Genomic DNA, 25,287 nt, shown 5'->3' on the forward strand with positions numbered 1-25,287 from the left:
GAGCTAGCCCGCTCCCACGCGCGCCGGGCCCGTACAGGCGGGCAGGAGTTCTGAATGGAAGTCAGTAAAACCAAAAGCAGTTTTTACCGGCGCCTGTATGTGGCCTGGTTGATCGACAGCCAGACCGCCAGCAGCGTACCGGCACTCACCGAGGTGACCGGCATGCCGCGTCGTACCGCGCAGGACACCATTGCGGCCCTGGCGGATCTGGACATCATCTGCGAGTTTGAACAGCAGGACGGCGCCCGCAACCACGCCGGTCGCTACCTGATCCGCAGCTGGGGCCCGGTGGACAAAGCCTGGGTCGGCGGGCACCTGGTGCAGATCAAGCAGGTGCTGGGTTACCCCTGAGCTGTCAGGCGCATGCCGATGTGCGGGATGTTGTCTTCCAGGTACATCTCGCCCTGAACACTGAACCCGTGTTGCTCATAGAAAGGTTGCAGGTGTGCCTGGGCCGACAGGAACACGGGCTGCCCCGGCCAGTATTCTTCGATGTTTTCCAGGGCCTGTTCAAGCAGGGTATGCCCAAGCTTTTGCCCGCGACCCTCGACGGCAACGATCACGCGACCAATGACCACGTCACCGCCCTGGGACTCGGGGTCGAGGATGCGTGCATACGCTACCAGCTGGTCGTCTTGCCAGCCCATCACATGCAGGGTATCGCCCGTCAGGTCCTGCCCGTCGACGTCCTGATAGGCGCATTTCTGCTCGGCGACAAATACTTTGGAGCGTAATTCGAGAATGGCGTAGAGCTGTTCCTTGCCCAGGTCGTTGTGGTGTTTGCAGAGCCAGTCGGTGGTCACGATCTTGTCCTTGTTGGCGAGTTCATGCCCCGATAGTAGGCGCGATACCGACTGGCGCCAAGGCCTAAGGCGTCTTGACCAAATGCGCGGCCAGGGTGCGCAGCGGCCCGAGCTGGCGGCAAATCAGCGCCAGTTGGGTTTGCACCAGCCTCTGGTTCTCATCGATTTCGTCCGGCATTTGCTCAAGCTCGCCGGCCAGGGTCTCTTCCTCGTCACTTTGCACCGCAACCGCCTGCTTGCTGGCCAGGCCCTGGGCAATCTGGTCGATGCTGTCGGCAATCTTGCTCCCGGCCCCTTCAATCAACTGTTCGCGCACCTCGGCGGGCAATACGGTGTCGCGGTGGGCGCCCAGGCCAGACAAGTAGCTGAGCAAGGTGTGGGACATCACCAGGAAACGAAAGCCCATATCGGCATCCTTACGGAAGTGCCCGGGCTCCATCAGCATATTGGCCAGGGTGGTCGACAGCGCGGCATCGGCGTTGTGGGCGTTACGCCGTGCCAGCCGATAGGCCAGGCTGTCGCTTTTGCCCTGGGCGTATTGCTGCATGATCTGGCGCAGATACTGGCTGTTGCAGCTCAGGGTATTGGCCAGCACCTGATTGAGGCGACGGCCCTGCCAGTCCGGCAGGAACAGGAACACTGCTGCTGCCGCGATCACGCTGCCCACCAGGGTGTCGAACAGGCGCGGCAGGAACAGCCCGTAGCCATCGCCCACCTGGTTGAAGCAAAACAGGATCATCAGGGTGATGGCCGCCGTGCTCAGGGTGTAGCGCGTGGTGCGGTTGATAAAGAACACCACCCCGGCCACCACGGCAAACATCGACTGCACCAGCGGGTTGGGAAACAGATCGAACAGCGCCCAGCCCACGGCCAGGCCGATGGCGGTGCCGATAATCCGCTGGCTGAACTTGCGCCGCGTGGCGCCGTAGCTTGGCTGGCACACGAACAGCGTGGTGAGGATGATCCAGTAACCCTGGCTGGGGTGAATCCAGTGCACCATCGCAAAACCGATGCTCAGGGCCAGAGGCAGGCGCAGGGCGTGGCGGAAGATCAGCGACGTTGGCGTCAGATGCTGGCGCAGGCGCGACCAGACATCCTTGAGGTTACGCGGCGAACGGTCCAGCAGGCTGCTGTCGGTGGCATCGGCCAGGGTGTCGGGGTTGCTTGCATCGCTCAACAGGCGGTCGAGGGTGCCCAGGTTGGCGGCCAGCGCCCGCAGTGAGCGCAGCAGCCCGCGCCAGGCCGGGTTGCTCTGGATGCGCAAGTGTTCAAGGGAAGCGTGCAGGTCGCCCAGGGCCTCGGCAAAACTGTCGTCATAGACGAATGGCTGGCGCAGCTTGATCGATTCCGACAGCCGCTGGCAGGCCACGCCCTGCTGGCGCAACAGGCGCTGGCAGCGGAACATCACGTCACTGTGGAAGAAGGCATCGGCCAGGGCGTTGTACGGGTAATGGGACGAACTGGCGCGCTCATGGATGTCCTGCGCGAGAAAATACAGCTTGAGGTAGCGGCTGAGCTTGGAGCCAGGCCGGGTGTTGCCGACCCGGTGCAGGATGATCTCCTTGGCGGTGTTCAGCGCCGCCACCACCCGGCCGTTTTGCCGGGCCAGTTCCAGGCGGCCTGCTTCTACGTCCAGCTTGCGGATGGGCTCGAACAGCGCCGACTTGATCTTCAGGTACAGCCCCAGTTCCCAGAACAGCCGGGCCAGGCTCTGTTGCACCGGTTGATTGGAGAACAGGGCCTGCCATAGCACCGACAGTATCCCGTACCAGGCCGCACCGGCCACCAGCAGCAAGGGTTCATGCCAGAAATTGGTGACTTCGCCGCCGCGCTGGTCCACGCCGATCATGGTGTATACGGCCAGGATCAGTGTGGCCGAGGCAATCGCCCCGTAGCGTTCGCCCAATGCCCCGAGCATGGTCAGGCCGAAACTGGCCAGGGCCAGCGCGCAGACCATCAGCCAGGGGTAGGGGAAAAGCAGCTCGACACTCAGGGCCGAGGCGGTGAAACACACCAGGGTCACCAGCAGGGCGTTGAGGCGGCCCTGCCAGCTGTCATCGGTTTCAGACAGGGCGCTGGCGATAATCCCCAGAAACAACGGGATCAGCAACGACATCTCATCCTGATACCAGCAGAAAGCCATGCTGCCGGTCAGGGCGACAAATACCCGTACGCTGTAACTGAACTTGTCCAGTGCCCACAGGCGACGCAAGGAATGCTGAAAGCTTTTCGATGACATGAAGTGGCGGTGCCTGGCTCGTGATTCGCTAACTTGAGCCAGATAAGACGACAGCGCAATGGGGCTGTCACATCGAACCAAAAATATTTATGCAAAGGCCCATCGCGAGCAAGCCCGCTCCCACAGGAACAACGATATTCCTGTGGGAGCGGGCTTGCTCGCGATGCGCTTGGCGCTGGCTCAGGTCAGACGAACTGCGCCGCCGCATACCCCGAGGCCCATGCCCACTGGAAGTTGAAACCACCCAGGTGGCCGCTGACATCCAGCACTTCACCGACAAAGTACAAGCCCGGGCTTTTGAGCGATTCCATGGTCTTGGACGACACTTCACGGGTATCCACCCCGCCCAGGGTCACCTCCGCGGTGCGATAGCCCTCGGTGCCGGCGGGCACCACTTTCCAGCTCGCCAGTTTGTCCGCCACCTGCGCCAGTTCTGCCGGGGTGTACTGTTTCATCGGCTTGGATTCGAACCAGTGCTCGGCCAGCAGGTTGGCCATTTTCTTGGTGAAGATTTCCCCCAGCAAGGTTTTCAGCTCGCTGTTGGGGCGTTCAGCCTGCTGGGTCTGCAGCCAGCTCAGGGCGTCGAGGTCGGGCAGCAGGTTGATTTCAACCGTGTCGCCCGGGTTCCAGAACGAGGAAATCTGCAAGATTGCCGGCCCGCTCAAGCCCCGATGGGTGAACAGGATATTTTCGCGAAAGCTCTGGTCGTTGCAGCTCACCAGGCAATCCACCGACGTGCCCGACAGCTCGGTGCAGATTTCCTTAAGCTGATCGGTGATGGTGAACGGCACCAGGCCTGCGCGGGTCGGCAACAAGGTGTGGCCGAACTGTTTGGCGATTTGATAACCAAACCCCGTGGCGCCCAGGGTCGGGATCGACAGCCCGCCGGTGGCGACCACCAGCGACTGGCAGTCAACCGGGCCTAGTGTGGTGTTGAGGCTGTAGCCGTTGTCGGTTTTTTCGATCTGCTCGACCGATGTGTCCAGGTGCAGGCTGACGCCCGCCTGTTTGCACTCGTCGAGAAGCATTTCAAGGATGTCGCTGGATTTGTTATCGCAGAACAGCTGGCCGAGTTTTTTCTCGTGATAGGGCACGCCGTGTTTGGTGACCATCTCGATAAAGTCCCACTGGGTGTAGCGGGCCAGGGCCGACTTGCAGAAGTGCGGGTTCTGCGACAGGAAATTGTTCGGCTCGGTGTACATGTTGGTGAAGTTGCAGCGGCCACCGCCCGACATCAGGATCTTTTTGCCGGCCTTGTTGGCGTGGTCGATCAGCATCACCTTGCGCCCGCGGTTGGCGGCGGTCAGTGCGCACATCAAGCCTGCGGCGCCAGCGCCAATAATCACAACGTCGGTAGAGCGCAAAGCGGTGTCCTCACAAAATTTATGGTCAGTGCAAACCTGATGTGGGAGCGGGCTTGCCCGCGATTGCAGCACCCCGGTCATTCAGATGAACCGAGTTATTTGCATCGCGAGCAAGCCCGCTCCCACATTTGATCGCTGTTGTTCAGGCGATTATTTACAAAACCCGCACGCGCAATACGCGGCCTTTGATTTTGCCTTCGCTCAGGCGCTGGGCCGCTTGCTTGGCGATGGTGCGGTCAACCGCCACATAAGCCTGGAAGTCAAAGATCGCGATCTTGCCGACCTGGGCACCCGGGATGCCTGCGTCGCCGGTCAGGGCACCGAGGATGTCACCCGGGCGCACCTTGTCTTTACGACCTGCACCGATCACCAGTGTGCTCATGGCCGGCAGCAACGGTGCGCCGCCTTGAGAGGTCAGGGTGTCCAGGGTTTCCCAGTTCAGCGGCGCTTTCTGCAACTGCTCGATGGCCTGGGCGCGGTGCGCTTCGGACGGAGCAACCAGGCTGATGGCCACGCCTTTTTCACCGGCACGGCCGGTACGGCCAACGCGGTGAATATGGATTTCCGAGTCGCGGGCCAGCTCAACGTTGAGCACCATGTCCAGCGCGTCGATGTCCAGACCACGCGCCGCCACGTCGGTGGCAACCAGTACTGAAGTCGAGCGGTTGGCAAACATCGCCAGCACCTGGTCACGGTCGCGCTGTTCCAGGTCACCATGCAGGCCGACAGCCGAAATGCCTTTGGAGGTCAGGTGATCAACGGTTTCCTGCACCTGCTGCTTGGTGAAGCAGAACGCTACGCAAGACTGCGGGCGGAAGTGGCCCAGCACCTTGGTCACGGCGCTCATGCGCTCTTCAGGCGAGATTTCGTAGAAGCGTTGCTCGATCTGGCTGTCCGTGTGCAGCGCCTCGGCTTTTACCTGCTGAGGGTTGCGCATGAACTTGGACGACAACTGCTTGATACCGGCCGGGTAGGTGGCCGAGAACAGCAGGGTCTGGCGACGCTCCGGGGTTTTGACAATGATGTCTTCGATGGCGTCATAGAAGCCCATGTCGAGCATGCGGTCAGCTTCGTCCAGTACCAGGGTGTTCAGGCCGTCCAGTACCAGCGAACCTTTGCGCAAGTGCTGCTGGATACGGCCCGGGGTGCCGACGATGATGTGTGCGCCGTGCTCCAGCGAACCGATCTGCGGGCCGAACGACACGCCGCCGCACAGGGTCAGCACCTTGATGTTGTCTTCGGCGCGGGCCAGACGGCGGATTTCCTTGGCAACCTGGTCAGCCAGTTCGCGGGTCGGGCAAATCACCAGAGCCTGGCAGCCGAAGAAGCGCGGGTTGATCGGGTTCAGCAGGCCGATGCCGAAGGCGGCAGTTTTGCCACTGCCGGTCTTGGCCTGGGCGATCAGGTCCATGCCTTTGAGGATCACCGGCAAGCTCTGCGCCTGAATCGGCGTCATCTGGGCATAACCGAGGGAGTCGAGGTTAGCCAGCATGGCGGCGGACAGAGGCAGAGTATTAAAAGCGGTGGCAATGGTGGTCACGGGACTGGCCTGCAAAACAAAATGTCGCGCAGTGTACCAGTCCCATGCCCTTTGCCTGAACATTCTGGACGAGATGTCATCCAGTTCTGCATAAAAAGCAGCTTAATGTTCCAGCTCATGCTCCGAGTTGGCCTTGGGTTTGCGCCCGTCCTGGGGTGACAGTTGCAGGAAAATCGCCGCCGCCAGCATGGCCATGATCCCCACTGTGAGGAAGGTCAGCTGGAACGCGCCCAATACGGTGTCTACGCCATCGCTGCCACCATCCCCGGTAAAACCGCCGAGCAATGCCCCGGCGCAGGCCACGCCCAGGCTCAGGGACAGCTGCGCCACCACCGACAGCAAGCTGTTGCCGCTGCTGGCGCTGGCGTCGTCGAGGTCGATCAGGGTCACGGTATTCATGGCGGTGAACTGCAGCGAGTTGATCGCCCCCAGCACAGCCAGCATGGACAGCAACAGCGGGTAAGGCGTGTGTTCGGTCACCAGGCCCATGCTGGCCAGCATCAGGCCCAGGGCGAAGGTGTTGGCCGTCAGCACCGTGCGATAGCCCACGCGTTCAATCAGCGGCCTTGCCACCCATTTGGCCAGCATCGCAGCCGCGGCCAAAGGCAGCATGCTCATCCCGGCCTGCGACGGTGAATAGCCCAGTGCGACTTGCAACAGCAGCGGCACCAGAAACGGCAGGGCGCCGCTGCCCAGGCGGGCGAACAGGTTACCGAGGATGCCCACCGCGAAGGTCTTGGTTTTAAACAGCACCGGGGAGAACAGCGGGTTGCTGATATTACCCGCGCGCAGCCAGTACGCTGCCAGGCACGCCATGCCCGCAAACAGCAGCAACATCACCCGCAGGTGCGGCATATGCAGCTCGCCCAGGCCTTCCATAGCAATGGTGATAAACACCATCGCCGCGCCAAACAGCACAAAACCCAGGCCGTCGAAACGGGTGCGTTCGCTGCCGCGCAAATCCGGAATGAAGTGCCAGACTGCCCAGCAGCCGAGGATGCCCACCGGCAGGTTGATCAGGAAGATCCAGTGCCAGCTCAGGTACTGCACCATCCAGCCGCCCATCGTGGGGCCGATCAGCGGGCCGAGCAGGCCGGGGATGGTAATAAAACCCATGATCCGCACCAGTTCCGAGCGCGGGTAGGCCTTGAGCACTACCAGCCGGCCGATGGGCAGCATCAGGGCGCCGCCCAGGCCCTGGATGATCCGTGCACCGATCAGCTCGTTGAGGGTGCCGGACAAGGCACAGAGCAACGAGCCAAAGCTGAACAGCAGAATGGCGCTGAAGAAAATTTTCTTGGTGCCGAAGCGGTCGGCGATCCAGCCCGAGGCCGGGATTAGCAGGGCCACGGTGAGCATGTAGGCAACGATCACGCCCTGCATGCGCAGCGGGTTTTCCTTCAGGTCGAGGGCCATGTCGGGCAGGGCAGTGTTGAGGATGGTGCCGTCGAGCGACTGCATGAAAAACGCGATGGCCACCACCCACGGCAACCAGCGCAGGGTTTCAGGGCTTAGAACCGGGCGTACGGGCATAGGACCTCTTTTTATGGATTGTCGATAATCCTCTGTGGGAGCGGGCTTGCTCGCGATGCAGACACCCGGGTTTTCCAGGTGAACCGCAGCGATTCAATCGCGAGCAAGCCCGCTCCCACAGGTGTTACAGCGTCAGCGTGAGTTTTTTGACCAGCGCTCCCGGCAGCAGGTTCGACGCCGTCTGGCGCTGCTCGTAGGTGCTGGCCGACAACAGCAATTCACGCTCGGCCGTCAGCGCTTCCAGTTGCGAACCCAGCAGACTATAGACGCTGTCATCAAACCGCATGGTATTGACCGGGGCCTTTATCTCGCCGTTCTCGACCCAGAAGGTGGCAAAGCGGGTCATGCCGGTCAGGCGCGCGGCCGGCTGGTCCGAGTAGTTCAGGTACCACAGGTTGCTGATATACAGCCCGGTGCCCAACTGCTGGAGGATGTCGGACTGTTCCAGCGTCCCCGCCGCCATTGCCAGCGCGCTCGGTGCTTCGTGTTCCGGTGCGCCGTTGACCTCAAGGCCATACTCGGCGGCACTGCGTGAACTCACCAGTTGCTGCTCGGCCTTGCCGTGCTTGACCAGCGACAAGTCCTGACGCGGGTAGCCTTCGCCGGAAAACGCCGGGCTCAGGGACTGGCTGACCTGCTCGTCAAACGACACCAGCGGGCTCAGCTGGGCATCCCCTGCGTAGAGCTTTTGCAGCGGGCTGGATTTGCTGGCCAGGGCCTGGGCCGAAAAACCACCCCAGCACAGCATGCTCATCACTTCTTCCAGCGCAGCTGGGGCCAGGTAGGCGCGGTATTCTCCGGGCGCCAGGGCGTGTAGCGGGCGATCGAGGAAGCTCAGTTGCTCGCGGGCCAATTGCATGCGCCGGGCGAAACGCTCGCTGTCCCAGTCTGCACCGGCGTAGCTGGCTTTGACCGCCTGCCCGTTACTGTGGAACAGGCTCCAGTCGAAGTTGAAACTATTGGCCTCATGCCAGCCGAAAGCGCCTTCGGAACTGGCGTAGCCGTAGCTGATCGGCCCGCTGGCATAAAAGCCCACCAGATCGACACCTTTGGATGCACTGCGAATTTCCTCCAGAACCCGGGCCGTGTCCGGCAGGGGCTGGCTCTGCTCGGCATGGCTGTGCCACGGCTGCGGGTTGAGCAGCAGGTACGGGTCGACGGGCAGTAATGGCAAGGTATCGCGCAGTTGCTGCAGCGCTTCGGCCAGGCGGTGTTTGTCGACATTCGACTCACCGGCCAGGGTAAGGCTCACATCGGCATGGCGGCCATCGTGGATCAGCTTCAGGCTCAGGCTGGCCTGTTGCACTTGCCCGGCCTGACGCACCTTGCCCTTGTTGAAGCGGATAAATTCCGAGGCTTCGCCGTTATAGCCCAGGGTGAACTGCTCGGGCGGGCGGATCGCCTTGCCCAGCCACTCGACCAGCGCCTTGAACTGCCCGGCCTGACTCAATGGGGTACTCATCAGGCATCACCTCCAAACACATCGATTTGACTGAACACACAGGCCGGGGACGCATGGCCCACGCGAATCACCTGGTTCGGCTCGCCCTTGCCGCAGTTGGGCGTGCCCAGTACCTTGAAGGTGCTGGCGTCGCCCACGGCGCTGAGGTTGCGCCAGAACTGGTCGGAAATGCCCCGGTAGTTGGGGTTCTTGACCACGCCCTTGAGTTCGCCGTTTTCGATCAACTGGCCCCATTCGCAACCGAACTGGAACTTGTTGCGCGCATCGTCAATCGACCACGAGCGGTTGGTGGCCATCAGGATGCCGCTTTCGATACCGCCAATCATTTGCTCCAGCGACTGGTCGCCGGGCTCGATATTGAGGTTGGCCATGCGGTCGATCGGCGGTCGGTTCCAGCCGCAGGCGCGGCTGTTGGCCACGCCTTCAAGGCCCGAGCGGAACTGCGACAGTGCGCCGCCCAGCGGGCGCAGCAGCAGGCCTTCGCGGATCAGATACTCCTTGTAGGCCGGGGTGCCGTCGTCGTCGAAGCGGTAGCTGGCGAGTTCCTCGGGGATGGTCGGGTCGAAGGTCACGTTCAGCAGTTTTGAGCCGTATTGCAGGCTGCCGAAGTCGCTGGCCTTGACGAAGCTGGTGCCTGCGTAATTGCGCTCGTCACCGAGAATGCGGTCCAGCTCCAGCGGGTGGCCGATGGATTCGTGGATTTGCAGGATCATCTGGTCGGGCATCAGCAGCAGGTCGCGCTTGCCCGCCGGGGCATTGGGCGCCAGCAGCAATTGCAGGGCCTGGTCGGCGACCTGGGGTGCGGCGCCGATCAGCCCGCAGCGGCTGATCACATCGGCGCCACCTTGCTGGCCAAAGTTCTCGCGGCCCAAGCTGCGGCTCTGGCTGTCGTTGCCGTCATAGGCGGTGACGCTCATGCCCGGGTAGACAAAACGCTGGGCGCGGCGCAGTTCGGCGCCGGCGCTGTTCAGATAAATCTGTTCGACGTGATTGAGGCCCAGTGAAACCACCCAGCTCACCAGCCGCTCGTCCTTGGGCACGGCGGCCGACTCGGCACCCAGCAGCTCGAAGCACTCACTCAGTGACGGGAAGGCCTGGTCGAGGTCGGGGGAGAAAAAATCGGCGCGCTCATGGGACACCGGCTCCTGGCTCAGGTTGAGCAGGGCATGCCCGGCGATCAGTTGGGCCTGGGCTTCGGCGCGGTCGAGGGCCGCCTGCAGGCCGGCCTGGGACAGGTCATTGGTGGCGGCATAAGCCTCGATGCCGCGCAACCGCACGGTGAGCATGGCGCCCTGGTCGTGACTGAATGAGGGAGGCTCTGCGACGTTCTTGCGTACCGACAGGTATTGCCCGGACTCGCGTACATAACGTAACGAAAAGAACTCGGCCCGGGTGCGCAGCGCGTCAAAGCGCTGCTTGAGCTGAGGGTAGAAATCGAACATGCACAGACCTCCTTGGACTTGGTGGGGCTGTGGGAGCGGGCTTGCTCGCGATGCAGGCAGTGCGGTTAACCCGCTGGACCGCGCCGATGCCATCGCGAGCAAGCCCGCTCCCACAGGGGGGGCGCGTAGCGTGTTAAACCGGGCAACCCTTGGCGCGCAGGATGGCGTCAAAACGGTCCGGGTCCAGGGTGCCTTCTTCGATTGCCTTGAGCGTTGCCTGTTCACGCGCCAGCAGGTCGTGGCAACGGATCAGCAATTCCGGCAGTTCACTGCGCGAAGCCGCAACCACGCCGTCACCATCGCCAATCATCAGGTCGCCAGGCATTACCAGCATGCCGGCACACGAGATCGGCACGTTGATTTCGCCGCCGCCGTCAGTGCTCGGGCCGCGGTGTACGCCGCCGATGGCGTAGGCCGGCAGTTCACCGGTTTGCCATTCGTCGAGGTCGCGCAGGGCGCCGTTGATCACCACGCCGACAATTCCGGCCTTGAGGGCCATTGCACGCATGATGCCGCCAAATACGGCACGGGTCAGGTCGGCGCTGCCGTCGATCACCAGCACATCGCCGGGGCGGGCCATTTGCATGGCTTTGAGGATCATCAGGTTGTCGCCCGGGCGTACGCGAACGGTCAGGGCGCTGCCCAGCATCGGCCGATTGCCGTGGAAAGACTTCAGGCCCAGACCGCCGACGTTGCGGCCCAGACAGTCACTGACAGCGGCTGCGGGGATCTTGCTGAATTCGGTAAGCCATTTTGGATCGAGAGGTTCTGCGTTTGGATTAATCAGAAAGCCGGTCGGCCATTTGCTCGAAGAGACAACATCAAACATAGAAAACCTCTTGGCCAGGCAAGGCTGGCATGTCGGGTGGGGCGGGGGGGTGTGGCGCGAAGCGAGGTACTAGAGTAGTGCCTGCGTTGAGGCCGGGGCAAGCGGGGCAAGATGAAACTGGAATGGGACCTGTGGGAGCGGGCTTGCTCGCGAGGGTATCACCGTGAATTTCCCGGTGTACCGAGTCGCTTGTATCGCGAGCAAGCCCGCTCCTACAGGGTGTTGCGGTTACTGCGCGGTACGGCTTACCTCACGCAGTGGCTTGCCGCGCACCGGTGCGTCGCCTGCGACGTAGTAAGCAGCAGTGCTGCGTGGCTCCGGCTGGCGGCCACGGATCTTGTCGGCGATTTTCTCGGCGATCATGATCGTCGGTGCGTTGAGGTTGCCGGTGGTGATCAGCGGCATGATCGAGGCATCGACCACACGCAGGCCCTGCATCCCGTGCACACGGCCTTCAGCGTCGACCACGGCCATCTCGTCGGTGCCCATCTTGCACGAGCACGACGGGTGGAAAGCGGTTTCGGCGTGTTCGCGGATAAAGGTATCCAGCTCTTCGTCGGTCTGCTTGTCGATGCCCGGGCTGATTTCGCGGCCACGGTACGCATCCAGCGCAGGCTGCTGCATGATTTCGCGGGTCAGGCGGATGCCGTCACGGAATTCCTGCCAGTCCTGCTCGCTCGCCATGTAGTTGAAGAGGATGCTCGGGTACTCGCGCGGGTCCTTGGACTTCACGTTGATCCGGCCACGGCTCGGCGAGCGCATGGAACCCATGTGCGCCTGGAAACCGTGCTCTTTCACGCCATTGCTGCCGTTGTAGTTAATCGCTACCGGCAGGAAGTGGTACTGGATGTTCGGCCATTCGAATTCTTCGCGGGTGCGGATAAAACCACCGGCTTCAAACTGGTTGCTGGCGCCAATGCCCTTGCCCAGGAACATCCACTCTGCACCGATGGCCGGCTGGTTCCACCACAACAGTGACGGGTACAGCGACACCGGCTGGGTGCAGGCGTATTGCAGGTACAACTCAAGGTGGTCCTGCAGGTTCTGGCCAACGCCCGGCAGGTCGTGAACCACCGGGATGTCGAGGCTGTTGAGCAGCTCGGCCGGGCCGACGCCGGAGCGTTGCAGCACGGTCGGCGAACCGATGGCACCGCTGCACAGCAGTACTTCCTTGCGGGCCTTGGCCTGGATGCGGGTGTCGCTGTCGCCGACCATGTAGGACACGCCTACCGCACGCTTGCCTTCAAACAGGATTTTGTCGGTCAGGGCGTGGGTGACGATTTTCAGGGTCGGACGCTGCTTGGCGGTGTCCAGGTAGCCACGGGCGGTGCTGGCGCGACGGCCGTTGGGCGTTACGGTACGGTCCATCGGGCCGAAACCTTCCTGCTGATAGCCGTTCAGGTCTTCGGTGCGCGGGTAGCCGGCCTGTACGCCAGCTTCAACCATGGCGTGGAACAATACGTTGTTACCGGCCTTAGGCGTGGTCACGCTGACCGGGCCATCGCCACCGTGGTAGTCGTTGGGGCCGATGTCGCGGGTTTCGGCCTTGCGGAAGTACGGCAGGCAGCTGAGGTAATCCCAGTCTTCCAGGCCTGGCATTTTTGCCCAGCCGTCATAGTCCATCGCGTTGCCGCGGATGTAGCACATGCCGTTGATCAGGGACGAGCCGCCCAGGCCCTTGCCGCGACCACATTCCATGCGACGGTTGTCCATGTGCGGTTCCGGGTCGGTCTCGAAGGCCCAGTTGTAGCGACGGCCTTGCAGCGGGAACGCCAGTGCGGCAGGCATCTGGGTACGGAAGTCGAAGCGGTAGTCCGGGCCGCCTGCTTCAAGCAGCAGCACGGTGACGCCCTGGTCTTCAGTCAGACGGGTCGCCAGAGTGTTACCGGCAGAGCCGGCACCAATGATGATGTAATCGAATTCTTGGGACATAAATGCACCCTCTTGGAAGTTATGGCAGAGCTTGTGGGAGCGGGCTTGCTCGCGATTCATGCGTCGCGGTCTGTCAGGCAGAGCGCAGCGATTCCATCGCGGGCAAGCCCGCTCCCACAGGGTTTGTGCGGGCCTGTCGGTTTAGAACACCGAAACGTAGTCGCCCAGCTCTACCTGTACCGATTTGACCTGGGTGTACTGGGCCAGCGAGCTGATGCCGTTTTCACGGCCGATGCCCGACTGCTTGTAACCGCCGACCGGCATTTTTGCGTCGGACTCGCCCCAGGCATTGATCCAGCAAATACCCGCTTCCAGCTGATGAATCACGCGGTGAGCGCGGTTCAGGTCCTTGGTCACGACGCCTGCGGCCAGGCCGAATTCGGTGTCGTTGGCGCGGCGGATCACTTCTTCTTCGCTGTCGTAGGTGAGGATGCTCATCACCGGGCCGAAGATTTCTTCCTTGACGATGGTCATGTCGTCGGTGCAGTCGGTGAACACGGTCGGTGCCACGAATGCGCCCTTGGCCAGGTCGCCTTCGGTCAGGCGTTCGCCGCCGCACAGCAGGCGGGCGCCTTCTGCCTTGCCCTTGGCAATGTAGCCCAGCACGCTCTCCATGTGAGCAAAGCTGACCAGCGGGCCGAAGTTGGTGTTTTCGTCTTCCGGGTTGCCGATGCGGATGCGCGCAACGCGCTCCAGGATCTTGGCTTCAAACGCCGCTTTCAGGGCTGTCGGGATAAACACGCGGGTGCCGTTGGTGCACACCTGGCCCGAGCTGTAGAAGTTGGCCATCATCGCGGTATCGGCGGCGCGATCCAGGTCGGCGTCGTCGAAAATGATCAGTGGCGACTTGCCGCCCAGTTCCATGGTCACGTCTTTGAGCGACGACTGGGTAGCGCTGGCGGTGACTTTCTTGCCGGTGTCGGTGCCGCCGGTGAACGAGATTTTCTCGATGCGCGGGTGCTCGGTCAGCCAGGTGCCGACTTCACGGCCGCTGCCGGTCAGGACGTTGAACACGCCATCCGGCAGGCCTGCTTCGGTGAAGATCTCGGCCAGCTTGAGGGTGGTCAGCGAGGTGACTTCGCTTGGCTTGAAGATCATCGCGTTGCCGGCAGCCAGGGCCGGTGCGGATTTCCACAGGGCGATCTGGATCGGGTAGTTCCACGCGCCAATACCGGCCACAACACCCAGCGGCTCGCGACGGGTGTAAACGAAAGAGGTGGTGCGCAGCGGGATCTGCTCGCCTTCAATGGCGGGCGCCAGGCCTGCGTAGTATTCCAGTACGTCGGCACCGGTGACGATATCGACGTAGCGGGTTTCGGAGTACGACTTGCCGGTGTCCAGGGTTTCCAGGGCGGCCAGTTCGTCGTTGCGTTCGCGCAGGATTTCCACGGCGCGACGCAGGATGCGCGAACGCTCCATGGACGTCATGGCGGCCCAGATTTTCTGGCCTTTTTCAGCGCTGACAACGGCGCGTTCGACGTCTTCTTTGGTAGCGCGTTGCACTTGCGCGAGGACTTCGCCGTTAGCCGGGTTGATGGCATCGAAAGTAGCGTCGCTACCGGCGTCGGTGTAGCCGCCGTCGATGTAGAGTTTTTGCAGTTCGAAACGGGCCATAAAATCCTCGCAAGTGCATAAGTGGTTGGCGGTCATCGTGAGCCGGGTGCCATCTGATTGGGGCAACTCAAACTCACGACAGTTCAGGGGTTAAGCATTGATTGAGGCCTAACTCACCTGTTTCGCCAGTTGTAGATCCATATATTCGTAGCAGATGCGTTGTGCCTGGTCGGTGTCGAAGCCGTCACCGGAAAGGGCACCCCGCAACCATAGACCATCGATCAGCGCTGCCAGGCCCCGTGCTGCATTGCGGGCCTGGGCCTGGGGCAGTACTCGGCGGAACTGGCAGCACAGATTGGAGTACAAGCGGTGGTCGTTGATGCGCTGCAATCTGTGCAACGACGGTTGGTGCATGCTGGCGGCCCAGAAGGCCAGCCAGGTTTTCATTGCCGGGCCATTGACCTGGCTGGCGTCGAAGTTGCCCTCGACGATTACCTGCAAATGAGCCCGCGGGCTGTCGTCGGCCAACGCCTGGCGGCGTTCGGTGACGTTGTCGATCAAGACGTTCATCAAGTACCGCATGGTGGCGGCAATCAGACCGTTCTTGTCTTTGAAGTAGTGACTGATGATGCCGTTCGACACACCGGCCAGACGGGCAATCAGCGCAATGCTGGCATCTGCCATCCCGACCTGATCGACAGCCGTCAAGGTGGCTTCGATCAACTGCTGGCGGCGTATGGGTTGCATACCGACCTTGGGCATTTCGTGAATCTCCTTGGGCCGGCGAGCAGTGCAAGAAACATCACTGAACGGCAGCCAGTCTATTTTGTTTTGATTGAACGTTCAATCAACAAAGAATAGTATCTGCGACAATTCGTCGCGATTGATGCCGTTTCTCTACGCATGAATGGCGCAAAACGACATGGCAAAAGCACTGGAACCCCAGTGGGAGCGGGCTTGCTCGCGAAGGTCTTTAACGATACGCACACTAACGGATTAGATGCGGTGCCCTTGAGGCCTTCGCGAGCAAACCCGCTGCCACTGACAGCATTGGTCTGGGCGGGTCCGGTTTTTTTAGCGATGTCTTTATATCACCCGACCGCCGGTCGCTAACTAAGCGATTGGTCGGGTGGTGCCTTGCCTCAAGTTTTTCTCTCGCGCTGCCTGGAGCATCCGTGCCATGAGTTCTGCTTCTCTAATAAAGACCCCACCGCAGAAGGTGACGGTCAACGGTTGGGTGTTTTACACCTCCACTGCCTTGATACTTTTGCTGACTGCCATCCTGATCATCGCCCCCGAAGAAGCGGGCCGCATTCTGGGTGTTGCCCAGGAATGGCTGTCGCGCAGCTTCGGCTGGTATTACATGGTGGTGATCGCCGCTTACCTGATCTTTGTGGTCGGTCTGGCGTTTTCGTCCTACGGCAAACTGAAACTGGGGACCAAGCAGGACACCCCGGATTTCAGCTATGGCGCTTGGGCCGGCATGCTGTTTTCGTCCGGTATCGGTATTTCGCTGCTGTACTTCGGCGCTTCCGAGCCGCTGGACCACTACTTCAACCCGCCTGAAGGCGTGTCGGGCAGCCATGAAGCGGCGCGTCAGGCACTGCAACTGACCTTCCTGCACTGGGGCCTGCATGGCTGGGCGATCTACGCGCTGGTCGGCCTGGCCGTGGCCTATTTTGCCTACCGTCACAACCAGCCGCTGGCGTTGCGTTCGGCGTTGTACCCATTGATGGGCGAGCGTTGGGTCAAGGGCGCTGCGGGCCACGCGGTGGACGGTTTCGGCATGTTCGTGACCCTGCTGGGCCTGGTGACTAACCTGGGCATTGGCTCGATGCAAGTGTCGTCGGGGCTTGAGAACCTGTTCGGCATGGAGCACAGCAACACCAACCTGCTGATCGTGATCATCGTGATGAGCACCGTGGCGACCATCGCTGCTGTATCGGGTGTTGAAAACGGTATCCGTCGCTTGTCCAACCTGAACATCATCCTGTTCAGCGGCCTGCTGATTTTCGTGCTGTTGTTTGGCCCGACCCTGCACCTGCTCAACGGCTTTGTGCAAAACACCGGCGATTACCTCAACGGTATCGTGATGAAAACCTTCGACCTGTACGTGTACGAAGGCGACAGCAAGAAAACCGAGGGCTGGTTGGGCCTGTGGACCCTGTTCTACTGGGCCTGGTGGATTAGCTGGGCCCCATTTGTAGGGATGTTTATCGCGCGTATTTCCCGTGGTCGTACCGTGCGCGAGCTGGTGGCGGGCGTGTTGCTGATCCCGCTGGGCTTCACCCTGGCCTGGTTGTCGATCTTCGGCAACTCGGCACTGGATCTGGTGGTTAACCACGGTGCCGTGGAGCTGGGCAAGACGGCGCTGGAGCAGCCGTCGATGGCGATTTACCAACTGCTTGAGCATTACCCGGCGTCGAAAATCGTGATTGGCGTGTCGATCTTTGTCGGCTTTGTGTTGTTCCTGACCCCGGCGGACTCTGGCGCGGTGATGATGGCCAACCTTTCGTGCAAAGGCGGCGACGTGGATGAAGATGCGCCGCACTGGTTGCGCATTTTCTGGTCGGCGGTAATCACCCTGGTGACCATCGGCCTGCTGTTTGCCGGTAACTTCGCCGCCATGCAAACCATGGTGGTGCTGGCGGGTCTGCCGTTTTCGGTGGTCCTGATCCTGTTTATGTTCGGCCTGCACAAGGCGATGCGTCAGGACACCCTGGTTGAACAGGAACAAGCCGAGCTGGCTGCCCGTGGCCGTCGTGGTTTCAGCGAGCGTCTGACTGCCCAGGACCTGCAACCGACTCAAGCCGTGGTGCAGCGTTTCATGGACAAACACGTGACCCCGGCACTGGAAGACGCAGCCGCACAATTGCGCAACCAGGGGCTTGATGTGCAGACCCTGCTGGGCAGCGCCAAGCGGTGCATGGGCGTGCGGGTGGAGATGGAAGAAGGCAACCCGTTTGTCTACGAAGTCAGCCTGGATGGTTACCTGGCCGCGCCAAGCGAGTCTGAGCAGGACGAAGTGCGCAGCCGTTATTACCGGGCCGAGGTGTACTTGCACAACGGTAACCAGGAGTACGACCTGATGGGCTTCACCCAGGAGCAAATCAGCCGCGATGTGCTCGATCAGTTTGAAAGCCATCGCCAACTCCTTGGCAGGGTTTATAGCTAAGCACTGAGAACTCGTGTGGGAGCGGGCTTGCTCGCGATGCAAGCGACGCGGTGTATCAGGTACACCGCGCTGATGTTATCGCGGGCAAGCCCGCTCCCACAGGACTCGCGGCTATCAGCCCAGATTCTTGCCCAGCAACGCGTGATACAGCTCGGTATCCCCCAGTATCCCCACCACTTTGTGATTGTCGTGCAGCACCAGTTTGTTGCCGGTCTGGTAACGGATCTGGAGTGCATCGCGCATGCCGATACCACTGTCCACCAGCGTCGGCCCGCGGCCAAGCCCTTCAACCGCCTGCCCGGTTTTCCAGTGTTGCAGGTCCACGATGCTGGCACCCTGGCGCACACCCTTGATGGTGTTGCCTTCAGCCAGGTCAATCCACGAATCATCCCCCGGATCAATGCACACCGAGCCGTTGATGCGTTTGCAGTTGTCCAGTGTGCGCATCAGGCTGCGCCCGCACAGCACATTGAGCGGGTTGGTATGGGCCACAAAGGTGCGTACATAGTCGTCGGCGGGGTTAAGCACGATTTCTTCGGGCTTGCTGTACTGCACGATCTTGCCGTCTTTCATGATTGCAATGCGGCTGCCCAGCTTGAGCGCTTCGTCAAGGTCATGGCTGACGAACACGATGGTCTTGTTCAGCTTGTGTTGCAGCTCCAGCAACTCGTCTTGAAGGCCCTGGCGAATCAATGGGTCCAGCGCCGAGAAGGGTTCGTCCATCAGCAGGATGTCGGCGTCCATCGCCAGCGCCCGCGCCAGGCCCACCCGTTGCTGCATACCGCCGCTTAATTCGTCGGGCTTTTTGTTGCGCCATTGGGTCAGGCCCACCAGTTCGAGCTTCTCATCCACCAGGGTACGGCGTTCCTTTTCCGGGCGGCCCTGCATCTCCAGGCCGAAGCTGATGTTTTCGCGCACTGTCAGCCAGGGCATCAGGGCGAATTTTTGAAACACCATGGCGATGCGTTTGGTGCGCATCATCTTCAGCTCGGCGGGGGTGCATGAAGCGATGTCGATCTGCTTGCCTTCGTGTTCCACATACAGCTGGCCACGGCTGACCGTGTTGAGCCCGTTGATACAACGCAGCAGGCTGGACTTGCCCGAACCGGACAAGCCCATCAGCACGCAGATTTCACCTTTGTCGATGTCCAGGCTGGCTTTTTCAACGCCGACGATCTGCCCGGTTTTTTTCAGGATCTGATCCCGCGACAAGCCCTGGTCCAGAAGGCTGAGCGCTTCACGCGGGTCTTTGGTAAAGATCACGTCCACATTATCGAAACGAATAATACTCATGCGTCGGCTCCCGCTTTGGCGTCCGGCTGCTTGCAGATACGGTCGAGCATGATGGCCAGCAGCACAATCGCCAGCCCGGCCTCAAAGCCCAATGCGATATCGGCCGTGTTCAGTGCGTTGACCACCGGTTTGCCGAGGCCATCGGCCCCCACCAGCGCGGCGATTACCACCATCGACAGCGACAGCATGATGCACTGGGTAATCCCCGCGGCGATGCTCGGCATGGCGTGGGGCAGCTCGATACGGGTGAGCAACTGGCGCTGCGAACAGCCAAACGCCTTGCCGGCATCCAGCAGCTCATGGGGTACATCACGAATGCCCAGGTAGGTGAGGCGGATCGGCGCGGCAATCGCAAACACCACCGTGGAGATCAGCCCCGGCACCACGCCCAGCCCGAACAGGGTCAGGGTCGGGATCAGGTAAACAAAGGTCGGCACGGTCTGCATCAGGTCGAGCACCGGCCGCATAAAGGTGTAGAACATCGGTTTGTGCGCCGCGAGTATCCCCAGCGGCACGCCGATGATCACGCACACGAAGGTGGCGAACAGCACCTGGGCCAGGGTTTCCATGGTTTCTTGCCAATACCCCAGATTGAGGATCAGCAGAAACGACAGCGCCACAAAAACCGTGAGCCCCCATTTGCGCTGGATAAAGTGGGCGAGCAGGGCAATCAGCCCGATAAACACAAAGGGGTTGAACCAGGTCAGGGTGAAGGTCACCGCGTGGATCATGGCTTCCAGTGTGCTGGCGATGGCATCGAAGATATTGGCACCGTGCTGGGTCAGCCATTCGACGAAGCGTGCGATGTAATCACCCAAAGGGATTTTTTGATCAATCAGCATGGTAGTGAACGTCCGCATGCAGGGAAATTGAAACGGAGCCGGATGAGCAAGCAGCCCGGCGTCCGCGATTACTTCGCGAGGCTGGCTTTGACGGCCTCAAGCCCCGGTTTGCCATCCACCGTGGTGACGCCCGCCAGCCAGGTTTCAAGCACTTGCGGGTTCTGTTTGAGCCAGGCTTTGGCGGCCACATCGGGTTTGATCTTGTCGTCCAGCACCTTGCCCATCAGGGTGCTTTCCATGTCGAGGGTAAATACCAGGTTTTTCAGCAGTTGCCCGACGTTGCTGCACGCTTCGGTGTAGCCCTTGCGGGTATTGGTATAGATGGTTGCCTGGCCATAGTTGGGGCCGAAGAACTCGTCGCCGCCGGTGAGGTATTTCATTTTGAAGCGGGTGTTCATCGGGTGCGGTTCCCAGCCCAGGAACACCACGTCGGTGCCTCGGCGCTGGGCGCGATCGACCTGCGACAGCATGCCTGCCTCACTCGATTCAACCACCTTGAAACCGGCGTCTTTCAAGCCGAAGGCGTTCTTGTCGATCATGGTCTGGATCATGCGGTTGCCGTCGTTGCCCGGCTCGATGCCGTAGATCTTGCCGTCCAGCTCCTTCTTGAACTTGGGCAGGTCGGAGAAGTCCTTGAGGCCCTTGTTGTAGAGCGCTTCAGGCACGGCGAGGGTGTATTTTGCGTTCTCCAGGTTGGCGCGCACGGTCTCGACGGTGCCTGCGTCGCGGTAGGCCTTGATGTCGTTTTCCATGGTCGGCATCCAGTTGCCCAGGAACACGTCCATGTTCTTGCCATCGGCCAGCGACTTGTAGGTGACCGGTACGGAAATCATGGTGGTTCTGGTCTTGTAGCCGAGGCTCTTGAGCACCTCGCTGGTAACGGCGGTGGTGACGGTGATGTCGGTCCAGCCGACATCCGAGAAATTGACGGTGCTGCATTGCTCCGGTTCTGCGGCCTGGGTGATGACGGGCAGACTCAGCAATGCAGCCAACAACAACGATGAGGAATGTTTCATGGATCGACTCCTGTGTGTCCGGGGTGCGGTTTTTCGATCGAAAAACCGCAGGTATCAGTTGCGGTCGGGCGATGGTCGGCAGGGGACTGTGCCGGCGCATCTTGCAATCGAGTCGGGACTGATCATGTAACAGCGAAATTCAAACGCCTACAGGGGGCGTCGCATCCAGTACAGGCAGGGTCGTATCTGATACCTGCGAGGTCGTATCTGGACGAACGAGGCTCGAAAACTGCCTTTTTCATGTCTCTGCACCCTATAAAACGTCAGGGGCGCTGGCAGGCAAAGGCGGGTCGTAGCTGGACGTTTTTACCGATGGCAAACACCCCATGATGCAAGCATTCACCCCCGAGGTTCGTGCTCATGGCTATCAGCGTGTTTGACCTGTTCAAGATCGGTATCGGCCCTTCCAGCTCCCACACCGTAGGCCCGATGCGGGCGGCGGCGCTGTTTGTGCAGGGCCTGCGCGAGCGCGACCAGTTGCAACGCATATGCCGCATCGAAGTGCAGCTTTATGGTTCGCTGTCGGCCACCGGCATAGGCCACGGCAGCGACAGCGCAGTGATCATGGGCCTGATGGGCGAGTGGCCGGACGCCATTGACCCGGCGCTGATCGGGCCGCGCATTGCCGAGCTGCAACACAGCGAAACCTTATTGCTTGATGGCTACCTGCCGATCCCGTTTGTGTGGGCGCAGGACATGCGCCTGATCGACGAAAACCTGCCGTTTCACCCCAACGCCATGACCCTGGTCGCGCACACCGAAACCGCTGAATTGCACCGCGACACCTATTACTCGGTGGGCGGCGGTTTTGTGGTGGACGCGGCACAGGCAGCCAGCGGCGTGCTGGATATGGACCGCACCGAATTGCCCTATGACTTCAGCAGCGCCGCCGAACTGCTCGACCTGTGCCGCACCCATCACCTGAGCGTGGCCGCCTTGATGCTGGCCAACGAACGCACCTGGCGCAGCGAAGACGAAATCCGCTGCGGCCTGATCAAACTGTGGCGCGCCATGCAGGACTGTGTAGAGCAAGGCTTGAAACACGAAGGCATCCTGCCCGGCGGTCTTAATGTGCGCCGTCGTGCAGCGCGCTTGCACCGCAGCCTGCAGGAACTGGGCAAACCCAATGTGATCGGCTCGACCCTGAGCGCGATGGAATGGGTCAACCTGTTTGCCCTGGCGGTCAACGAAGAAAACGCCGCTGGCGGGCGCATGGTCACGGCGCCCACCAACGGTGCAGCGGGGATCATCCCGGCGGTACTGCACTACTTTATGAAATTCAGCGATGAAGTCAGTGAGGCCAATGTGGTGGACTACCTGCTGAGCGCAGCGGCGATCGGTATTTTGTGCAAAAAGAACGCTTCGATCTCCGGGGCGGAGGTGGGCTGCCAGGGCGAGGTGGGTTCGGCGTGTGCGATGGCGGCCGCGGGGCTGGCGCAAATCCTCGGTGCCACCCCGGAGCAACTGTGCAACGCCGCGGAAATCGGCCTGGAGCACAACCTGGGCCTGACCTGCGACCCGGTGGGCGGGCTGGTGCAGGTGCCGTGCATCGAGCGCAACGCCATTGCAGCGGTCAAGGCGATCAATGCGGCGCAAATGGCCTTGCGGGGCGATGGTCAGCACTTTATTTCCCTGGACCGGGTGATCCGCACCATGCGCGACACCGGTGCCGACATGCACGACAAATACAAGGAAACTTCGCGCGGCGGCCTGGCCGTCAGTGCGGTGGAATGCTGACTCCCCCCCCATCATCTGTGGGAGCGGGCTTGCTCGCGATTGGGTCGCTGCGGTCTGACATCTACACCGCGTCGATGCCATCGCGAGCAAGCCCGCTCCCACAACAAGCCTGTGACTGATGCATCGGCGCTTTTTCAGCGCACGGCGACCCGTTTTGGCGCACTCGTACTTTTGGTGACATCCTGTAACTGAGCTGCTCCTACATCCTTCCCACAAGTGCTACCGATGTGCTCAACAGCGTCGACCAGTACCTGTGTACCTGCGTTTAACCGGCGTTTTCCCATCACCCGTCCAGACACATTGCGACGTCGTTTTCAGGCTTTGTTGAATAGCCATTCAACTTTAGGCATGGCATTTGCGTTGTCATCTTATAGCCCCGTGAAACGAGGGTCATAACAAGAGCCTGCGCCTGAGGCCATCACCCGCTTTGTGTGAGGAGATACCGCGATGACGTCGTTCAACTCCGGGGTTCAACCCCAGAACCGTACGCCTCAATCCATCGGCTTTTTGCTGCTGGACAATTTCACGCTCATTTCCCTGGCCTCCGCGATAGAACCCTTGCGCATGGCCAACCAGTTGTCGGGCCGTGAGTTGTATCGCTGGAGCACCCTCAGCGCCGATGGCAGCCAGGTCTGGGCCAGTGATGGTCTGCAGGTGACTCCCGACGCCAGCATGCACAAGGCTCCGGCGCTGGATATGGTGATTGTTTGCGGGGGTATCGGTATTCAGCGCACCGTGACCCGTGAGCATGTGTCGTGGCTGCAGAGCCAGGCGCGCCAGTCGCGCCGCCTGGGCGCCGTCTGCACCGGCAGCTGGGCCCTGGCTTATGCCGGCTTGCTCGACGGTTTTGATTGCAGCGTGCACTGGGAATGCCTGGCGTCGATGCAGGAAGCCTTCCCGCGTGTGGCCATGAGCACGCGGCTGTTTACTCTCGACCGCAGCCGCTTTACCAGCTCGGGCGGCACCGCACCGCTGGACATGATGCTGCACCTGATCAGCCGTGATCATGGCCGTGAGCTGTCGGCGGCGATTTCGGAAATGTTCGTGTATGAACGCATCCGCAACGAGCAGGATCACCAGCGCGTCCCGCTCAAGCACATGCTGGGCACTAACCAGCCCAAGTTGCAGGAAATCGTCGCATTGATGGAGGCCAACCTCGAGGAGCCCATCGACCTGGATGAGCTGGCGGTTTATGTGACGGTGTCACGGCGTCAGCTGGAGCGCCTGTTCAGAAGTACCTGCATTGTTCGCCATCGCGCTATTACCTGAAATTGCGCCTGGTGCGTGCGCGGCAATTGCTCAAGCAAACGCCGATGTCGATTATCGAAGTGGCGGCGGTGTGCGGGTTTGTGTCCACGCCGCACTTTTCCAAGTGTTACCGCGAATACTTTGGCATTCCGCCACGGGACGAGCGCGTGGGTTCCAACACCGCGCAGCAGACCACCCTGGTGCAGATCCCGCAGTCGTTGTTGCTGGCGCCGCTGGCCGGGCCGATGTCGGCGTTGAACCAGGCGCGCAATGAGTCGACGTTTGCCAGTGTGAGAATTTAACAGGCAAAAGCGCCCTGACCCTCTCCCTACAGGAGAGGGCGGGGTGAGGGGATTTTGCTCTTGTCTTACCCGGCCTTGCTCTGCTTGAACTGCGCCAGGCCCGGAAGCAACTGGCGGTCAATCGCCTCGCGCACCGCAGGCAAGATGGTTGCGCTGCCGGTGTAGAGCTTTTCGACCAGCCCCTTGAGTGCGCGGGCATTGGTCTCGTTCAGCCCGCACACTGCCGCGGTGCAAGCCTGCTCCGCCGTGCCTGACACTTCAAAGCCCAGTGAGCGCAGTTGGCCAACCAGATCCTGCTCATCAATCAAATCCGCGTGCATCATGACTTTTTATCCTTCTACAAAGCGCGATCGAAGTTTGATTCTGGTGGGGCTTGAGCCAAGGGGCAAGGACGGTTGGGCGAGATGTCCTGCATGCCTAACTGCAGGTCGTTTTTGGCTAAGTGCCCGGCGCAGGGTTGGGCACACTGGGGGCAGTAACATCCTCGATGGTTTGGTCACCGTCCTGCATCACACGCTTGGCCCCGAATCTGTCACGGCAGGTTCGGGGCTTTTTTAGCCTTTGAGCAACGCCGCACACGCCGCCTTGAACGCTTCATGCTGGTATTTGTTCAGCGAGGCGGGCAGGTCGAACGCGTGCTTTTTGAATTGCGCGTTGAGGGTTTGCGGGGACAGCAACTGCACGTCGCAATCGTCCAGCAACTGGATGATGCCTTCGATCTTGAACGTGGTCGGGCCACCGGCAAACTCGCCTTTCTTGCTGCGCTTTTTAATGGCGATACGGGTGATGCCGTTGCTTTTCACAAAGGCTGCAAGCTGCGCCGCGAAGGCCTTGATGTTGGCGGCCTCGTCATCATCGTCCAGGGCAATTTTTTTGGTCGCGACAGCCACATGCTCAAGGCCGGGGCCGGCCAGGGCAAAAATGGCTTCGCTGCCTTTGATTTCGATACCGCAAATAGTCATAAAAACCCTGGTTG

The 25,287-nt window shown here is 61.0% G+C and carries 19 protein-coding genes and 1 pseudogene; 4 read left to right on the forward strand and 16 right to left on the reverse strand.

Features of this window, described 5'->3' with window-relative positions; all coding sequences use genetic code 11:
- The first annotated feature begins 54 nt into the window (after nucleotides 1-54).
- Nucleotides 55-351 carry a helix-turn-helix domain-containing protein gene (locus BFC21_RS20000; RefSeq protein ID WP_016782595.1) on the forward strand — a complete coding sequence of 99 codons (297 nt, stop codon included), beginning with the start codon at nucleotides 55-57 and terminating at the stop codon, nucleotides 349-351.
- Here BFC21_RS20000 and BFC21_RS20005 read toward each other — a convergent pair.
- From BFC21_RS20005 to betI, 11 genes are all read right to left on the reverse strand, one after another.
- Nucleotides 342-803, reverse strand: a complete 462-nt coding sequence (locus tag BFC21_RS20005) for a GNAT family N-acetyltransferase (protein ID WP_088378737.1) — start codon at nucleotides 801-803, stop codon at nucleotides 342-344. The two genes, BFC21_RS20000 and BFC21_RS20005, sit on opposite strands and share 10 nt — an antisense overlap.
- A gap of 64 nt (nucleotides 804-867) precedes the next feature.
- A complete protein-coding gene (gene yccS, locus BFC21_RS20010; RefSeq protein WP_088378738.1) occupies nucleotides 868-3,042 on the reverse strand; it encodes a YccS family putative transporter in 2,175 nt (724 codons plus the stop codon).
- A gap of 185 nt (nucleotides 3,043-3,227) precedes the next feature.
- On the reverse strand, nucleotides 3,228-4,406 hold the full coding sequence (locus tag BFC21_RS20015) for an NAD(P)/FAD-dependent oxidoreductase (RefSeq protein WP_088378739.1): 1,179 nt from the start codon (nucleotides 4,404-4,406) through the stop codon (nucleotides 3,228-3,230).
- 154 nt (nucleotides 4,407-4,560) lie between these two features.
- Entirely contained in the window at nucleotides 4,561-5,898 is a 1,338-nt protein-coding gene (dbpA, locus tag BFC21_RS20025) for an ATP-dependent RNA helicase DbpA (RefSeq protein ID WP_228795946.1), read from the reverse strand.
- Between the two features lie 150 nt (nucleotides 5,899-6,048).
- On the reverse strand, nucleotides 6,049-7,479 hold the full coding sequence (gene mdtD, locus BFC21_RS20030; protein WP_016782591.1) for a multidrug transporter subunit MdtD: 1,431 nt from the start codon (nucleotides 7,477-7,479) through the stop codon (nucleotides 6,049-6,051).
- A 124-nt stretch (nucleotides 7,480-7,603) separates the two neighbouring features.
- Entirely contained in the window at nucleotides 7,604-8,941 is a 1,338-nt protein-coding gene (locus BFC21_RS20040) for a TldD/PmbA family protein (protein WP_088378740.1), read from the reverse strand.
- A complete protein-coding gene (locus BFC21_RS20045; RefSeq protein ID WP_088378741.1) occupies nucleotides 8,941-10,383 on the reverse strand; it encodes a TldD/PmbA family protein in 1,443 nt (480 codons plus the stop codon). Before BFC21_RS20045 ends, BFC21_RS20040 begins: the two co-directional genes overlap by 1 nt.
- A gap of 133 nt (nucleotides 10,384-10,516) precedes the next feature.
- Nucleotides 10,517-11,212, reverse strand: coding sequence for an RraA family protein (locus BFC21_RS20050; protein WP_047278180.1), 696 nt, complete (start codon nucleotides 11,210-11,212; stop codon nucleotides 10,517-10,519).
- A gap of 228 nt (nucleotides 11,213-11,440) precedes the next feature.
- The gene (betA, locus tag BFC21_RS20055) at nucleotides 11,441-13,144 is read right to left on the reverse strand and encodes a choline dehydrogenase (protein ID WP_088379558.1); all 1,704 of its coding nucleotides are present in this window, start codon (nucleotides 13,142-13,144) and stop codon (nucleotides 11,441-11,443) included.
- A 141-nt stretch (nucleotides 13,145-13,285) separates the two neighbouring features.
- A complete protein-coding gene (gene betB / locus BFC21_RS20060) occupies nucleotides 13,286-14,758 on the reverse strand; it encodes a betaine-aldehyde dehydrogenase (RefSeq protein ID WP_088378742.1) in 1,473 nt (490 codons plus the stop codon).
- A 108-nt stretch (nucleotides 14,759-14,866) separates the two neighbouring features.
- On the reverse strand, nucleotides 14,867-15,460 hold the full coding sequence (gene betI / locus BFC21_RS20065; protein WP_016782585.1) for a transcriptional regulator BetI: 594 nt from the start codon (nucleotides 15,458-15,460) through the stop codon (nucleotides 14,867-14,869).
- Nucleotides 15,461-15,935: 475 nt separating this feature from the next.
- Between betI and BFC21_RS20070 the strand changes: the two genes are divergently transcribed.
- A complete protein-coding gene (locus BFC21_RS20070; RefSeq protein ID WP_232462841.1) occupies nucleotides 15,936-17,873 on the forward strand; it encodes a BCCT family transporter in 1,938 nt (645 codons plus the stop codon).
- Nucleotides 17,874-17,987: 114 nt separating this feature from the next.
- On the opposite strand, the gene choV is transcribed toward BFC21_RS20070, so the two are convergent.
- The 3 genes from choV to BFC21_RS20085 all read right to left on the reverse strand — a co-directional run bounded on the left by choV (nucleotide 17,988) and on the right by BFC21_RS20085 (nucleotide 21,024).
- On the reverse strand, nucleotides 17,988-19,166 hold the full coding sequence (choV, locus tag BFC21_RS20075) for a choline ABC transporter ATP-binding protein (protein ID WP_088378744.1): 1,179 nt from the start codon (nucleotides 19,164-19,166) through the stop codon (nucleotides 17,988-17,990).
- The gene (gene choW / locus BFC21_RS20080; RefSeq protein ID WP_088378745.1) at nucleotides 19,163-20,008 is read right to left on the reverse strand and encodes a choline ABC transporter permease subunit; all 846 of its coding nucleotides are present in this window, start codon (nucleotides 20,006-20,008) and stop codon (nucleotides 19,163-19,165) included. The genes choV and choW overlap by 4 nt, the downstream gene beginning before the upstream one ends.
- 68 nt (nucleotides 20,009-20,076) lie before the next feature.
- The gene (locus tag BFC21_RS20085; protein ID WP_088378746.1) at nucleotides 20,077-21,024 is read right to left on the reverse strand and encodes a choline ABC transporter substrate-binding protein; all 948 of its coding nucleotides are present in this window, start codon (nucleotides 21,022-21,024) and stop codon (nucleotides 20,077-20,079) included.
- Between the two features lie 360 nt (nucleotides 21,025-21,384).
- Between BFC21_RS20085 and BFC21_RS20090 the strand changes: the two genes are divergently transcribed.
- On the forward strand, nucleotides 21,385-22,761 hold the full coding sequence (locus BFC21_RS20090; protein ID WP_088378747.1) for an L-serine ammonia-lyase: 1,377 nt from the start codon (nucleotides 21,385-21,387) through the stop codon (nucleotides 22,759-22,761).
- Nucleotides 22,762-23,208: 447 nt separating this feature from the next.
- A pseudogene (locus BFC21_RS20095) lies at nucleotides 23,209-24,311 on the forward strand (GlxA family transcriptional regulator).
- Between the two features lie 65 nt (nucleotides 24,312-24,376).
- Here BFC21_RS20095 and BFC21_RS20100 read toward each other — a convergent pair.
- Nucleotides 24,377-24,634, reverse strand: coding sequence for a hypothetical protein (locus BFC21_RS20100; protein ID WP_088378749.1), 258 nt, complete (start codon nucleotides 24,632-24,634; stop codon nucleotides 24,377-24,379).
- Nucleotides 24,635-24,865: 231 nt separating this feature from the next.
- Entirely contained in the window at nucleotides 24,866-25,273 is a 408-nt protein-coding gene (locus BFC21_RS20105) for a DUF3010 family protein (protein WP_088378750.1), read from the reverse strand.
- Nucleotides 25,274-25,287 lie beyond the last annotated feature (14 nt).

The sequence above is a fragment of the Pseudomonas sp. TMW 2.1634 genome, from assembly GCF_001703595.1.
In the GTDB taxonomy this organism is placed as follows: domain Bacteria; phylum Pseudomonadota; class Gammaproteobacteria; order Pseudomonadales; family Pseudomonadaceae; genus Aquipseudomonas; species Aquipseudomonas fragi.